Annotated in this window: 6 protein-coding genes; all 6 read right to left on the bottom strand. The window is 70.5% G+C overall.

The genetic code is table 11. The annotated features are described in order from the left end of the window. Positions 1–112 precede the first annotated feature (112 nt). The 6 genes from F8R89_RS29360 to F8R89_RS29335 are packed head-to-tail and all read right to left on the bottom strand — an operon-like array spanning position 113 to position 13184. Positions 113–1873 (bottom strand): Hsp70 family protein, encoded by a 1761-nt coding sequence (locus F8R89_RS29360; RefSeq protein ID WP_151786770.1) that lies wholly within the window; start codon positions 1871–1873, stop codon positions 113–115. Continuing rightward, the gene (locus F8R89_RS29355; RefSeq protein WP_151786769.1) at positions 1870–2934 is read right to left on the bottom strand and encodes a hypothetical protein; all 1065 of its coding nucleotides are present in this window, start codon (positions 2932–2934) and stop codon (positions 1870–1872) included. Before F8R89_RS29355 ends, F8R89_RS29360 begins: the two co-directional genes overlap by 4 nt. Continuing rightward, entirely contained in the window at positions 2931–4673 is a 1743-nt protein-coding gene (locus F8R89_RS29350) for a hypothetical protein (RefSeq protein WP_151786768.1), read from the bottom strand. The genes F8R89_RS29355 and F8R89_RS29350 overlap by 4 nt, the downstream gene beginning before the upstream one ends. Then, a complete protein-coding gene (locus F8R89_RS29345; protein WP_151786767.1) occupies positions 4673–10138 on the bottom strand; it encodes a DEAD/DEAH box helicase in 5466 nt (1821 codons plus the stop codon). Before F8R89_RS29345 ends, F8R89_RS29350 begins: the two co-directional genes overlap by 1 nt. Beyond that, entirely contained in the window at positions 10135–11127 is a 993-nt protein-coding gene (locus F8R89_RS29340) for a hypothetical protein (RefSeq protein WP_151786766.1), read from the bottom strand. Before F8R89_RS29340 ends, F8R89_RS29345 begins: the two co-directional genes overlap by 4 nt. Then, on the bottom strand, positions 11124–13184 hold the full coding sequence (locus F8R89_RS29335) for a hypothetical protein (protein ID WP_151786765.1): 2061 nt from the start codon (positions 13182–13184) through the stop codon (positions 11124–11126). The genes F8R89_RS29340 and F8R89_RS29335 overlap by 4 nt, the downstream gene beginning before the upstream one ends. Positions 13185–13631 lie beyond the last annotated feature (447 nt).

Genomic DNA, 13631 nt, shown 5'->3' with positions numbered 1-13631 from the left:
GAGCGGGCCCACTCGGCGGGCTGGGTGTGCCACGAAGGCGTGACGAGGGCCCCGACCATCAGGTCGTGACCCTCGTGCACCTGCCTGGTGCGAGGTCTCGACTCCCAGCGGGTCAGAGCCCTCCCGTGACCACTCCCTGCGGTTCCCCGTTGACCGTCACCGCGGGATCCGCCTCCACGACGCGCACGGACACGTCGATCGGCGCGGGACGGGCGTTCGCCGCCTCGGCCGCCGAGAGGTGCCGGGCAGGGGAGGAACCGTCGGCGAACGGGCGAACGGTGTGGGCCAGGAGGCGGGTCAGTTCGTCCTCGAGACCGTGTTGAAGCGGCGTACCGTCTGGACCGAAGGAGTCGATCTCGCGCTCGGCGAGCAGCTTGCCCGTGGCCGCGTGGGTGGCGGTGAAGTGCAGGATGCCGCTCTCGTTGTAGCGGAATCTCACCTCGATCTTGTTCCTCGCGGCGTCCTGCTCCCGGCTCGGAAGCGGGACCTCGATGTTGGCCAGCGGAAAGGACCGCTCGCTGTCTGCCGGGTAGCCGATCTCGCCCTCGATGACCGGGACGCGGACGGTGGAGGCGCCGGGCTTGTCCGGGAAGAAGGTGCCCGAGCCCTCGGCGGGGAGGGTGGCGTTGCGCCGGATGATCGCGCGGAAGCCCTTCTGGCCCCCGGCGCTCACGGCGGTGCCCAGGTCGTAACTGGTCACCAGGGAGAAGTCGCTCTCGTCCCCGAGCTCTCCGTCCAGGGACGCCGCGTAGATGGCCGCGCCCCGGGCCACGGCTGTCATGGGCCGGCACAGGCCGCTGTCGACGATGCGGTCGTGCCCCAGCAGTTCGCCGACGGCATGGCGCACCTGGGGAATCTGCGAGGTGCCGCCGATCATCAGCACCGAGTCGATGGCCTCCGGGGTGATCGCCAGGTCCTCCAGCGCCTGCCGGACCGGCTCCAGAGCGCGGGTGATCAGCGGGGTGATCGCCTCGGTGTACTCCGCCGCGGTGATCTTGACCTCGCGCTTGGAGATCGACGGGGCGAGGCCGACCGGGAGGTCGAAGAAGATCGCACCGTCCGCCGGCACGGAGGACAGGGCGATTTTCGTCAGCTCCACCGACCGCCGCCACCGGCGTCGTTCCGCCTTGGTGAGGTGCTCCGCGCTCAGACCGATCTTCCGCTGGATCAGCCGGGCCAGCGCGTTGTCGAACTCCAGACCACCGAGGGCGGTGATGCCTCGGGACGTCTGCTCCTCGAAGAGGCCGTCGTCGTACTCGAGGACGGTGACGTCGATGGTGCCGCCGCCCCAGTCGAAGACGAGGAAACGGCCGGGAACCGGCACGTCGTGGGCGTACGAGATCGCCGCCGCCGTGGGTTCGTTGAGCAGGGCCCTGACTTTCACTCCGCCGAGCGCCGCGGCGGCACGCGTGCGGTAGCGGGCGCCGCCCGTCGCGTTGGCGGGGACGGTGACGACCGCGTCCGCGAGGTCGAGCAGCTGGCCGGACACACCTTCCTTCATACAGCTGAAGAGAGAGGCGGCCGCGACCGTGCTGTGGTATTTCTCCGAGCCGACCCAGACGTGATGCTCCTCGAGCTGGGCGGCGACCTCGAGTCCGTCGGTGTCACCGTCCTTCTCTGCACCGGATCGCGTGCCGAGCATGCGCTTCACGGCGTCGAGCGGCTCGCTGGTGCCGGTCTTCGCTTCCCAGCCGAAGCAGAGGGTGCGCTGGAGGTCGCGAACGGACAGCGCCGAGGGGAAGAGCTGCTGGAACTCCGGCATCTGCCACTGGGCGGGCACGTTGTCGCCGTCCACGGGCAGCACCTCGACGCCGTGACCGTTCCAACGGGCGACCACCGAGTTGCTCGTACCGAAGTCGATACCGAATGTCATCGCGTGCCCCTCTGCATCCGCTGCTTGCCGACCGCTGCCCGCAGCGCCTTCTTGAAACCCTGCTCCTGCGGCGCACGGCCGTCTGTCTTCACGCGCCGCGGTGCGGCAGTGCCGCCCGGTACACCCTCGCGGGCCGGCTGACCTTCCGCCGCCTTGGATCCGGCAGAAGTCGTCGCTCTGTCTGTTTCGGAGCGGCTCGTCGTGCGCCGTGTCTCCGTGCGTTCCCGCGACGGGCCGCCAGCCCCTTGCCCCCTATGGGGCCTCTTCCTGGGTTGGGCATCGCCAGCGCTCTCCTTGGCGTCCCTTTTCTGCTTGCTGCTCGTCTCGGTGTGCGTGGCCCTGCGCTTCTGACCGGGCTTCGTCTTGTCCGCCGTCGGCACCGGTGGTGGCGTCTCGGAGACGGCTCGGAGCCATCCTCGTTCGACGAGCTTCCCGGACTCCTTGTCCACGTACGCCGGGACCACGAGTTCGAAGGTGACCGGCCCTTTGTTCATCACGCCTTGCTGTTCCTCCACCACGTTGAACAGCGAGTGGTCACCCTCGTCGCCGACGATCTGCAAGCCCGCCCTCGCCGCCTCGTGCTCCAGGCGGGTCAGGACGACCTGCATCGTCTTCGCTTCCAGTCCTTGCCTGTGCAGCACGGCGAGTTGAGCCAGGTGCATCTGCCGCGTGCGGATGCCCTCCATCACACCCGCACGCACCGCTTCCGTGAACTGGGGAAGCACCCGGCGCATCAACTCCGCCCGGAACACCGAGATCAGGTCGGCCCCGGTCCCGTGCTCGGCGAGAGTCGCTCCGAGTCGCTCCGAGGCCTCCCCCAACTCCTTTTCCACCACGGGCAAGAGCGCCTCGTTGACCGCTTTCAGAATCGCGGCGGCATCCAGTGCCCCAGGCTCGAACTCGGGCAGACCGCTCCCCTGGCTCCGCCACGGAGCAGCCTCGACAGCCCGGCGCTCACCGCGGCTCCGCGCGCTCCCGCTGTTCGGTCCTCGCCCACGCCTCTCCGGGGATCCGTCACGGGCTCCTGAATCCCTGCGGGCTCGACCGGCCTTGTTGCTCACGATGTGCTGCTCTCTGCATCTTCAGGGGCTGCGACGTCATCGGCAGCCGGGGAAAGGCGTTCTGTCGCCTTGGTGATTATTTCTCGCGCCGCCTCGGTGCGAGACCACTCGCGGTCGCTGTCCGTCGGCTCCCCGGTGAGCCTCTGCAGGGGCTCGGGTGGGAGCTCCAGACGGTGGCTCGTGGCGGTGGGGTCCTGCCAGCGGTGCGGGGTGAGCGGCACGGCGAACCAGGGCTCCTCGCGCTGCCTGCGGGCCGCCTCCTCGATCATGTCCTTGGCACGGTTGATCTGGGCACGCCCGGCGTCGTCGAGTTCCTTCCTCAGCCCGCGCCAGGTCCTCTTCCAGTCCTCCGCTCCGTCCGGCACGCCGAGCGTCAGGTACGGGTTGAGCGGCGGCAGTTCGCGGTCCGTGCGGCGCTGCAGAGCCTCAAGCAGGCTCCGGTTCCTCCGCAGAGCGGTCAGGGCGCTCTGGCCGAGCTGCTCCGCCACCGGAGGACGTCCCTCGGCGTCCCGCTCCAGAAGACCGAGGGACTCCGCCACGCCCTGCCCGACGCACAGGTACGCCTGGATGTTCTGCGCCTCCCAGCGGGCGGGCTGAGGGTGGTGCCGCAGTCTCCCGGCCACGGCGAGCGCGGCCGTCCGCCGCTGTTCCGCCGTCTCCACGTCACCGCGGAGAGCGGCATGGTGCATCTGCCGGACCGCCCTCAGCATGGTCCGTACACCGATCCAGCTGTTGAACCGCTTGTTGCCCCGGCTGTACACCTGCGGACGGAGCCGCTCGAGCAGAAGCCACAGCCCGTCGTCGGCGACGAGGTCGTCCGGGACCTCGCCGGTCCGCTGTACCTCGCGCAGGGCGGTGAGGAGTCTCCGCGTCGGCGGGAGGATGTCGGTCCATTCCTCGGCCACCGCCCTGGCGTCGTTGGCCTGCAACCTCACCAGGAGACGCCAGTCCTCGGGCCATCCGGGTCCCGGCTCCGTTCCGGGACCCGCTTCCCGGCGCTCCCTCTCCAGGGGCCACGCCAGCAGGTCCATCTCCTCATCGCTGAGGGAGGCCGGGTCCAGGCGGGCCCGGAAATAGGCGGCGCGGGAGGTGCCGTCACGTTCGGGGACCGCGCTGATCCACTCCTCGTCGATGTAGTCGTCGAGCAGCGGCCGGGGAAGCGTCGCCAGCAGAACCCGCTGCCGGGGTGCGGGCAGGTTGACGTCCATGAGGCGACGGTCGTCCTGGTAGGTCTGCCACATGCCGCCCGGCTCACCGGGGAGGGGCAGCGGCTTGTCCGCCAGCAGGGCCCGCGCACGCTCGTCGAGCCGGCTGCTGAGGACGTCCAGCCCATGGTCCTGGGCCATGGTCAGCAGCGAGACGCCGCCGACGGGGTCGTCCATCCGCGAGGCGGCTCCGGCGGCTGCCAGGGCGAGACTCCGTGCGGTGACGGCTCCGGCCTCCCCCTTCAGCACGTCGGGCATCGTGATCTCGGCGAAGGATCGGGCGCGTTCCCACGCCGCCCGGTCGGCGAATCCCTCAGGAACGGGCGGTTCGGCCGTCACCGGAATACTCGGCTGCGGCGGCGGGGCGACCGGGGCGGGGACGTCGGTGGCTTCCGCGGCCTGCGGGGCCGCCGCACCGAGTGGCCCTTGCCCACGGGCCCGGCGCAGCGCGAGGCGGCGGGCGATCTCACGCTGCCGCAGTTCCTCCCGCAACGCCTGCTCGTCCTGGCTCCCGCCGAGGGTGCCTGTGGTCATCAGAATTCCTCCGCGAAGGTGCGCACCTGCTCGATCACCGCGGCAGGCGTCCGGTCGAGGGTGTAGGAGTCGGCGAAGACAACTCGGTCGGCGAGTCCGTCGGCCCGTACTTCTCCCCTCAGCTTCTGAAGCCGTTCGGTCCCGCATTCCTCGGTGGCGGACTCCAGCGGGTGCTTCACGACCACCGCGACGGGCTCGCCGGTGAACTCGGAGGTGAAGAGCGCCACCGGCCCTGCGGCCGTCTCCGTCACCTCGACCGTGGCGTCCTCGCTCGCCCAGCCCTTCAGCAGCCCGGCGTGCTCGTCCAGGGGGATCCGCAGTTCCCGGCCCCGCAGGGCGTCGGTGAGGTCCCGGGCGAGCCGCCAGTCGTACAGCGGGTGGAGCCGCATGTTCGAGTAGTCGCGCAGACAGGCGTAGCAGGAGCTGCGGCAGTGCAGTGCGTGGTGATCGGCCTCCAGATCCTGGACGTACCGGTCGACCGCCTGGAGGAACTCCTCGATGTGCTGCTCCGAACCGAGGTGGGTGCTGAAACCGGCTCCATTGTCGAGGCTGTCGGCCAGGTACGCCATGACGGGGGCGGCCACCGGAGCGTCGGAGCCGTGGATGCCGCTGAGGAGTTCTTCCGGCTGCACGTCGAGGTGCGGCGCGGCGGCACGGCGGAGCAACGCCGCGAGCGAGTACCAGGCGGCGCGCCGGCCGTGGTACGCCTCGGGGAAGCCGTCGATCTGCTGGGACTTGGAGATGTCGAAGCGCAGTCCTCTGCCGGCGTCGAGTGCGCCCTTGGCTCCGATGAACAGCATGTCGGTGTGCTGGGTGGCGCCGAGGGCGATCTCCAGGTCGGCGTCCGCCTTCGGGTTCTCCACGGCCCGGTACCCGAACCAGGGCGCCTGGCTCTTGGCGAACCGGAAGAGCTTGCCCGCGTTGGTGTTGACGATGTAGCGGTCACCGCTGCCGGTGTGGACGACCATCCAGTCGTCGGCGGCCCGGTGGATGCGCGGTGCGGTCCTCTCCAGGTCCGTGGCGGTCCGCGCGCTGGTGGCGTGGGAGCCGAACTCCCGGTAGCCGTCGTAGTCGCGTGCTTCGGGCGCGGCCCGGAACCCGGCGGGCTCCCTGAACGGCACGGCCTTGTAGTACTTGCTCTCGGCGCCGCAGGCCGGGCAGGAGCCCGCGCTTCCGCTCTCGGGGTCGATGACGGCCGTCGGGTCGACGTGCGAGCAGATCCGGCACATGGCGACGAGCCGTTCCGGTCCGAAGGGTTCCTCGGCCGCCTTCACACCACGGCCGCTCGGGACGAGGGAGACCACGCCCATGGAACGCAGCAGGCGGCCGTCCTGAGGCGTCTCGCTGCCCGGCGCGAACTTGGAGAGGGCGACGGCCAGGTCCCGGTTGACGGAGTCGGCCGGCGGCCACGGGAAGGTCTTCTTCGGGATGCTCCGGTAGAGGAGCCGGGAGCGGGTGGGGAACCCGAACATGGGCAGGAGGCCCGCCTCCGCCAGGCGCTGGCTGAGGTCGGAGTGCCCTACGGCCTCGTCTGCCACGGCGTCGATCTGGTCCAGCAGTTCGTCGACGGTGGCCACGGGGTCGATGGCGGTGATGTTCTCCGGTGTGCCGGCCTGGAGCGCCGAGGCGGCGGCCGTGATCAGGTGCGGGTGGTCCGCGACCCAGCGGCGGACCGAGGGACGGTGTGTCGGCCAGTCCGCGGCGAGACCGAACTGGCCGTGCACGTTGCTCGTCATGTCCGGGCCCTTCCTGCGGTCCTCCGGCTGCAGGGGCGCGAAGGCCTGGCGGAGGACCTCACCCAGCAGGACCCGCCGGAACACGGAGGCCATGCCGAGGACGAGGTACGGCGGCGGCGTCGGATCGTTGGTGATCGCTTCGGGACGGGCGAAGTAGTGCTCGTCGTGGCTGCGTCCACGGCAGACGGTGAGGGCCACGGCGACCGGGCTGTTCCGGCGGCCCGCGCGGCCCACCCGCTGCTGGTAGTTGAATCGGGTGGGCGGCATGTTGGCCATGATCACGGTGTTGAGCGGCCCGATGTCGACGCCGGCCTCCATGGTCGTGGTCACGGAGAGCAGTTCCAGCCCGTCCGCCTGCGGAACGTCGTCGTCGCCGAGGAAGACGTCCTGGAAGAGGCTCTGCCGGCGCTGGGCCTCCAGGCGGTCCGTCTGTCCGGTCAGTTCCGCGGTGCGCAGAGGGAAGTCCCCGGTGCGGTGGGCGGCCTTCCAGGCGTAGTAGTCTTCCTCGAAGACTCCGCTGTACTGCTGGGGCTCGGCAGGCAGGACGGTCAGGCACTTGGTGCACAGCCCCACGCCCGGGTGGAGGTGCGGCCGGTGGCAGGCAGGGCATGTCCAGGTCTTGTTGTCCGCCGGACGCAGTGCCACCTTCTCCGGCTTGATGACGTACTCGACCACGGCGTCCTTCCAGACGCCGAGCACCCGGTCCATGACCGTGTCCATGTCGATGCCCTGACGGTCGGCGACCTTCTGCCAGAAGCGCTTCAGGGGCGCCGGGGGCTTCTGAACGGGTCCGCGCATTCTGCTGAATCGGCGCATCAGGCCGAGGATCCGAAGACTCGCCCGGGCGACGGCCAGGTCGCTGTCCGGGCTGATCCCGGTGGGCGAGCGGTCGTCACGCAGACAGAGCCAGCCGAGCCCGAGCGACTCGAAGTCACGGCCGCCGCCGGAGAACAGGCTGCCGACGGTCTCCTGGCGCAGACGCATGCGGAGGCGGTCGAGCAGTTCCTGCTGCGCCTGGGTCTCCGCGACGGCTTCCCGGTCCCGCTCCCAGTTGAAGAGCGTGGTCCAGGGCTGCTCCGCCGAGGTCTGCTGAAGTGAGGCGAAGGGGCCGGCGGGGTTCGTGCCGTGCTGCAGCAACCTGCCTTCCAGGTCGGTGGCCAGGTCGTCGAGTGACGGCAGCGCGGAGAATTTCCGCTCGAGATCGGGCAGGAGCTCCGGTTCGGCGTCGAGGTCGTCGGTGAGGATGGCTTTCAGGCGGCCCCAGTTCGCCGGATCGCGGTCCCGCGTCCGCTGCATGGCGGCGCGCACGCTGTCGGAATCCACGGGTTCTTTCGCGTAGTACGCCTTCACCAGCTGGAGGTCCGCGAACGGGTCGCCCTGGCCGGCGACTGCTTCGGCGCTGAGCAGGCGAAGGAGGTCCTGGTAGTGACGGAGGGCGAGGCCACTGGCGAGTTCGGAGGCGTCGTCGCGGCTGTCGGAGAAGGCGATGGCCTTGCGCTGTCCGTCGGGCAGGTGGCCCAGCGCCTCGGTCACCAGCACTTGGTTGATCTTGTAGAAACCGGTGCGCATCCTGCGGACGGGGGCGTTGCGCAGCCGGTCGGGCGACTCGAGCGGCACGAAGCGGCCGTCCCGGTCGTACTTGATCTCCCAGTCGTCGCCGCAGGCGGGGCAGCGGGTGGGAAACGCCTGCAGCCGGGCCGGGTCGTAGGCGGGCTTCTTCCCCTCCTTGTCCATGGGCACGGTGATGTGGAACGACCAGCCGGTGTGCTGGACGTCGCGGTTCACCAGACGGCCGGTGACCGGCTGGTAGGCGCTGCGACGGAACGCGAACTCGACCTGGGGTCCACCGTCGGACAGGCCCGCGTGCCAGGCGGCGTCGTCGAGACCGAGTCCCTTGGGGCGCGGCCAGTACACGACGTAGTTCGCCGCGGTGGGCGCGCCGCTGTCCTCGTCCGGCAACAGGTCGAGATCCGGGAAGTCGGTGTGCAGGGCGCCGGTGAACTTGCGTTTGCGGGTGTCCTTGGGGCTGGCGTAGCCGCCGAGCATGAGGTCGCCGCAGGCCTGGCAGGAGAGGAGCTCCAGCACGCGGGCCCCGCAGGTGCACCGGGAGGTGGGTTCGGCGAAGAGCCGGCCCACTCTGCGTTCGGGCCCGTGCTCCACGGGAATGTGGGGGCACCGGGGGTCGGAGCAGGCCCAGATGCCTTCGATGTTCCGGAAGAAGAAATGCGCCCGCAGCTGCGGGAGTTCGGGGTCCAGGGCGATGCCGAGTATCCGCAGTACGCCGTGGAGGGCGTGCTGGCGCCGCTCGGCGGGGGCGTCCGGGAAGAGGTCCTTCGCCAGGTCCGGGGCGGGCAGTGCGCGCGGCTTCCCGCCGGGGGTCAGGGCCCGCTGGAGCGCCGGGCCGAGCCCCGTCTCACGGGCCAGGGCGGCGGCGTCCTCCTGGGTGACGGACTCCTCGGCCGTGCGGGCGAATCGCTCGGCGTGTGCGGCGAGGTCGCCCTCGCCGGGGATCTCCTTGGCCTTCCCGGGGATGATCACGCGACGGGACCCGGAGAGGGCGAAGAATCCGTCGAGGAACTCGTCGTCGCGTCCGGCCTCCAACGACGCGGAGGCCGCCATCACGCGGAATTTCTCGGGTGTCCGGTCCAGACCGAGGCGGTGACGCAGGTTGCGCAGCAGGTAGGACACCTCGGTGCCGGCCGTGCCGCGATACATGTGGAGCTCGTCGAGGATCAGGGTGAACCGGGCGCCGGGGGTCTCCTCCAGCCATTTCCGGGTCGCGCTGAAGATGTGCTCCTCCTGCTTGCGGAGCAGCATGATGTTCAGCATCGAGTAGTTGGTGACCATGATGTCCGGCGGCGCGGCCTGCATGTCCCAGCGGGCGTGCATCTCGGCTCCGCCGAGGCGCGGGATGAACGCCCGCAGCTCCTCGCCGAGCTTTGCGTCGGCCTTGCGCTGCCGGTCCTGGACCTCGCGCAGGTACTGCCGGAGACGGAAGTTCGCCGGTTCGGAGTCGAGGCTGCCGGAGACCGGGGTGGCTCCCGTGTAGCGGCCGAAGTAGAAGCGGTGGCCGTGGCGCTTCCGGTCCAGCCACGCGTGCGCCTCGCTGCTGTCGAGGGCCTTCCGGAGGCGCACCAGTTGGTCGTCGGCCAGGGCGTTGGTGGGGTAGAGGATCAGCACCCGCATGGCGGCGGGGTGGCCGTGCTCACCGTGCCGGCTCGGCACGAAGTCGGCTTCTCCCTTCCACCACTCCGTCTGCGCCGCGCGGGTGCCTGTCCACTGGGAGGACTCCTTGACGAGGTCGGCCAGGACCGGCAGCAGGAAGGACTCCGTCTTGCCGGACCCGGTCCCCGCCGTGACCACGAAGTCCTTGCCCTGGCCGGCGGCGACCAGCGCGTCGTGCTGGTGCTGGTAGAGGCTCGTGACACCCTCGGGGAGCGTGAACCGGGCGAACTCGGCGGCGTCCGGGTGCGCCCCCGCCTCGGCGAAGGACTCGGCGATGCCGATGCCCCGCGAGGCGTACTGGGGGCGCAGCTCGATCAGAGGGTCCCGCCAGGCCCCGTTGTCCCGGTTCAGCAGACCGCGCCGCTCCGCCATGACGGAGGGGTCGTCGACCCAGAACGGGGTGTCGTAGTACCGGAAGAGGGCGCTGCGCAGGTCGTCGAAGGTGCCCAGGACGTCCTGGACGTCGATGCCCGTCGTCGCCGCTGCCTTCTCGTCGTCGCTCACTTGGTCCTCCCGCCGGCGGTCGCCACCGGTCGCGGCATGATCTCCAGGTGCTGGCACAGTGAGGCGGCGATCGCCTCGGCGAGCGCCCTCGGCACGTTGTCGTAGGCGCGGGTCTGCGCCTGCCGGCTCGACGAGGGCGGGAAGCCGCTGCACAGGACGGCCGCACGCTCGTGCAGCGCGGGCAGGGGTGCGTACCGGTCGACGAAGAGCCTGCCGACGCCCGCCCGGCCCCGACCGGACTCGGCGCGCCAGCGCACGGCCCCGATGCGATGACGGGCGAGCTCGAGGTAGATGCCGGTCTCGCGTTCCACCGCGTGGAAGACACCGTCGCGGCGGACGCGGGTCAGCCGCGCGTAGTCGGCGCCACGCCAGCGGTACAGGCCGTCCTCACCGTCGCGGTCCACGGGCACGAACCGCTGATGGCGCGGTTCGTACTTCTCCAGCGTGTTGGCGGTGCTCCCGCCCGGCGGCGCGGCCTCCGGTCCCAGCTTCGCCTGGGGAAGCAGTCCGGCCAGCTGCCGGGCGGCGCACGGCACGTAGCGGGCGCCGAGAAGTCCGGCGGTCTCCGGCAGAGTGCGCACGTCGTCGTACTGGACGAGCAGGGTGTCCGGCAGCGGCACTTCACCGGCGTGCGGCCGGTGAGGGGCTGTGATCAGTTCCATCCACTCCCCCGCCGCCTCGGCGACGCGGGCGCTGATCCGCGCGGTGCGCGCGCCGGTCAGGAGAGCGAGACCGTCGGTGTGGGGCAGCCGGGTCAGCACCGGCGGGGCCACCGACCAGCGGTCCGCGCGCAGGTCCAGGTCGATGAAGCCGAGGGCGGCGGCCCCGCGCATCCAGTCCCACTCGGCGTACTCCTTCGGCTCCAGGCCACGTGCCCGTGCCTGTCCGCGCACACCGTCGCGCAGCACGGACGCCCTGCCGCTGCGGCTCTCGCTCAGCCAGCGCAGCAGAAGGCCGCCCAGTCCGCCGCCGTTCATGGGTTCCGTCATCGGTCGAGCTCCTTCGCGGCCTGCACGTAACCGGCCCACGCGGGATCGTCGGACACCTGCTGGGCGTTGAGGACGGCGCGGGCCCACGCCCGCGCGTTGGCTGTGGGCGCCGGGTTCGCCGCACTGGGGTCGACAGGGGTTCCCCGCCATCGCCCGCTGCGGCGCTCCAGGAGCCAGCCGCCGATGCCGTGGAAGTCGGCCTCGAAGCGGAGGGGGGCCGGAGTGTCGGGAAGCCGCTCGGTCCACCAGTCGGGCTTTTCCGGGGTTTCCAGCGTCCACAGCCGTCCGTCGGCCGCCGCGAACAGCACCTCGTCCGCGTCCCGGCGGCACAACTCCGTACGATCGGCTGCGTGGTCGGACGCCGCACCCGTGCAGTCGGCGCCGACGATGCCGGTGGGCAGAGCGCGCTCCTCCAGGAGCGCGGGCGACTCGGACGCCTTGCCGTCCACCACGGTGAAACCGCAGACCTTGGTGATCCTCGGCTCGACGTCGGCCTGGTCGGCGGTGGCGAACTCGACCTCCACGCCCGCGTAGCTCACGGTGTGACGTCCCGGCTCCAGCCCGAGGCCTGTCAGGGGAACGGCACGACCGGTGGCGATCGCCTTCCGCAGCTCGCTCCGCTCCTTGCCGTCGACCAGGAGGAGGCCCGTGCCCTCCACCTCGTCCGGGAGGACGACCTGCGGCTCTCCCCCTGTCAGGTACAGGTGGGGGTCGAGCGAAGGCGCCAGCTTCAGCCCGCCCTCCAGGCGGAGCTTGAACTGGGCCGGCGGCTGCAGCAGGCCAACGGCTCCCTGGACCTCGTGGAGCGCCCTGCGCAGCGTGACCGCGTCGTCGAACGTGACGGGCTTGTGCAGGGACCAGCCCTGCGGCACCCAGCTCAGCTTGCTCGTGTCGGCGCTGCGGCCCGTGGTCGCGGCCTTGTCCAGCAGTCGCTGCACATCCCGCTGTGCGGTCGGCGCGGCGAGTACGACGTGTGGTTCTCCTGGGCGGAAGCCGTCGGTCGTGGCCCAGACTCCGAGTACGTCATCGCGTGCGAGCACCAGGACGGGGGACGGCGGACGGCTGAGCACCAGGCGGTCGCCATCGCGTCTGATGCCCTTGGTCAGGGTGCCCGCGCCGGGCTCGGGCAGCCCCGTCACCTCGTAGTAGGCGGTGTCGCCGAGTTGTTCGAGAACGACGCCGCCTCTCAGTTCGACGCGGCTCTTCCGCTCGGGGGACCGCAGGCGCGCCACCCATCCCAGACGCCCCGCGTCCAGTCGTACGAGGAGTTCGGCCCGGACGACCTCGGTCGGTACCAGCTCGTCCGAACCGTCCCAGGACGCCGCGTAGTTGCCCATGAGCTTGGCGAGCAGCGGGCGGAACTCCTCTTCCTGGAGGGCGTTGCGGAAACCCTTGGAGAAGTGCCGTTCCATGCCCCGGATCTCGATCTGGGCGAGCAGCGTCTCTCCCGGCAGCGGCCAGGTCGTACCGTGCTCGCGCAGCGAGCGGAAGAACCGCGGCATGAAGGACCGGTCCCTGCCGCTGATGAGGGCCTGGGACTGGGCGAATCCGATCATGCTCCGGTTGGACGGCAGGTCCGTCGGAAGCGGAATGGTGCACAGGCCCCGGGCACCGTGCTGTTCTCGCTGCCAGGCGGCCAGCACCTGCCACATGCGGGACACGGGCTCGTAGTGGGCGCTGCCCAGTTGCCTCTCGTCACCGGTCAGCAGGGTCGAGAAGCGGGCGTGGTAGGCGGTGGCCCGGTGGTTCCGGTCGTTCACCATCCGGGACGCGGCCACGACCGAGCAGGCCAGCAACGGCAGGAACGCGGGTATGTCGTCCTTGTCCTGCTGACGCCTGCGCCAGCGGTAGGCCTCCAGCGCTTCGTACGGTTCGGCCGTCCCCAACCGCAGGAACCTGCCGACACACTCGGCGAGCGGCTCCTCCAGGCCGTAGCCCTGCCTGAGCTCCTGCTCCACGTCGTCATCGACGTAGAACACCGTGGGGTGACCGGCGTGCTGCCGTCCGAAGAACTCCTCGGCCAGCACGTCCTGCCACACCTGATAAGAATGATCCACTCTGTCCCCAAAAGAGTTGTTCCGATGCCCTGTTGACGCAGCCCCCGGCATGGAACGGTCTTCCGTGTCACTCTGAACGGCCGTCAAGCGCGCCGTTCCTGACACCCCTCGGCCTCAGCCCTCGATCGCGCCACCCAGACGTGACGCCACGGCACGCAACGCGCGCGGCCCCCCCACCCATCCCCCCACCATTTCTTACCGGCACCCCGTGGATGCTCGAGGAATCATCCGAAAGATATGGCCATAGCCTCACCATCGGTGATTCCCCCGCATCAGCCGCAGAGCTCCGCCGACCCGCAGGACGCGGAGATCGGTGCACCCTGAAATCAAAGATTACCTGTGTAGATGATGTGGTTGAAGTATGGAGTACGTCAATCGTTGTGCTGGTAGGCAGCGTGCCGGGGCACACGGGTCGGCATTGCCGTGGCGTGCGCGGGGCGACGAGGA

Origin of the sequence: Streptomyces sp. SS1-1 (assembly GCF_008973465.1) — a bacterium.
Taxonomy (GTDB): Bacteria; Actinomycetota; Actinomycetes; order Streptomycetales; family Streptomycetaceae; genus Streptomyces.
The sequence above is the reverse complement of the archived record's forward strand: the minus strand, read 5'-3'. Positions and strand labels throughout refer to the sequence as shown.

Coding starts and splice junctions, on each gene's coding strand:
- F8R89_RS29360 (WP_151786770.1), bottom strand. CDS start 1,873: ATGACATTCGGTATCGACTTCGGTACGAGCAACTCGGTGGTCGCCCGT.
- F8R89_RS29350 (WP_151786768.1), bottom strand. CDS start 4,673: ATGACCACAGGCACCCTCGGCGGGAGCCAGGACGAGCAGGCGTTGCGG.
- F8R89_RS29340 (WP_151786766.1), bottom strand. CDS start 11,127: ATGACGGAACCCATGAACGGCGGCGGACTGGGCGGCCTTCTGCTGCGC.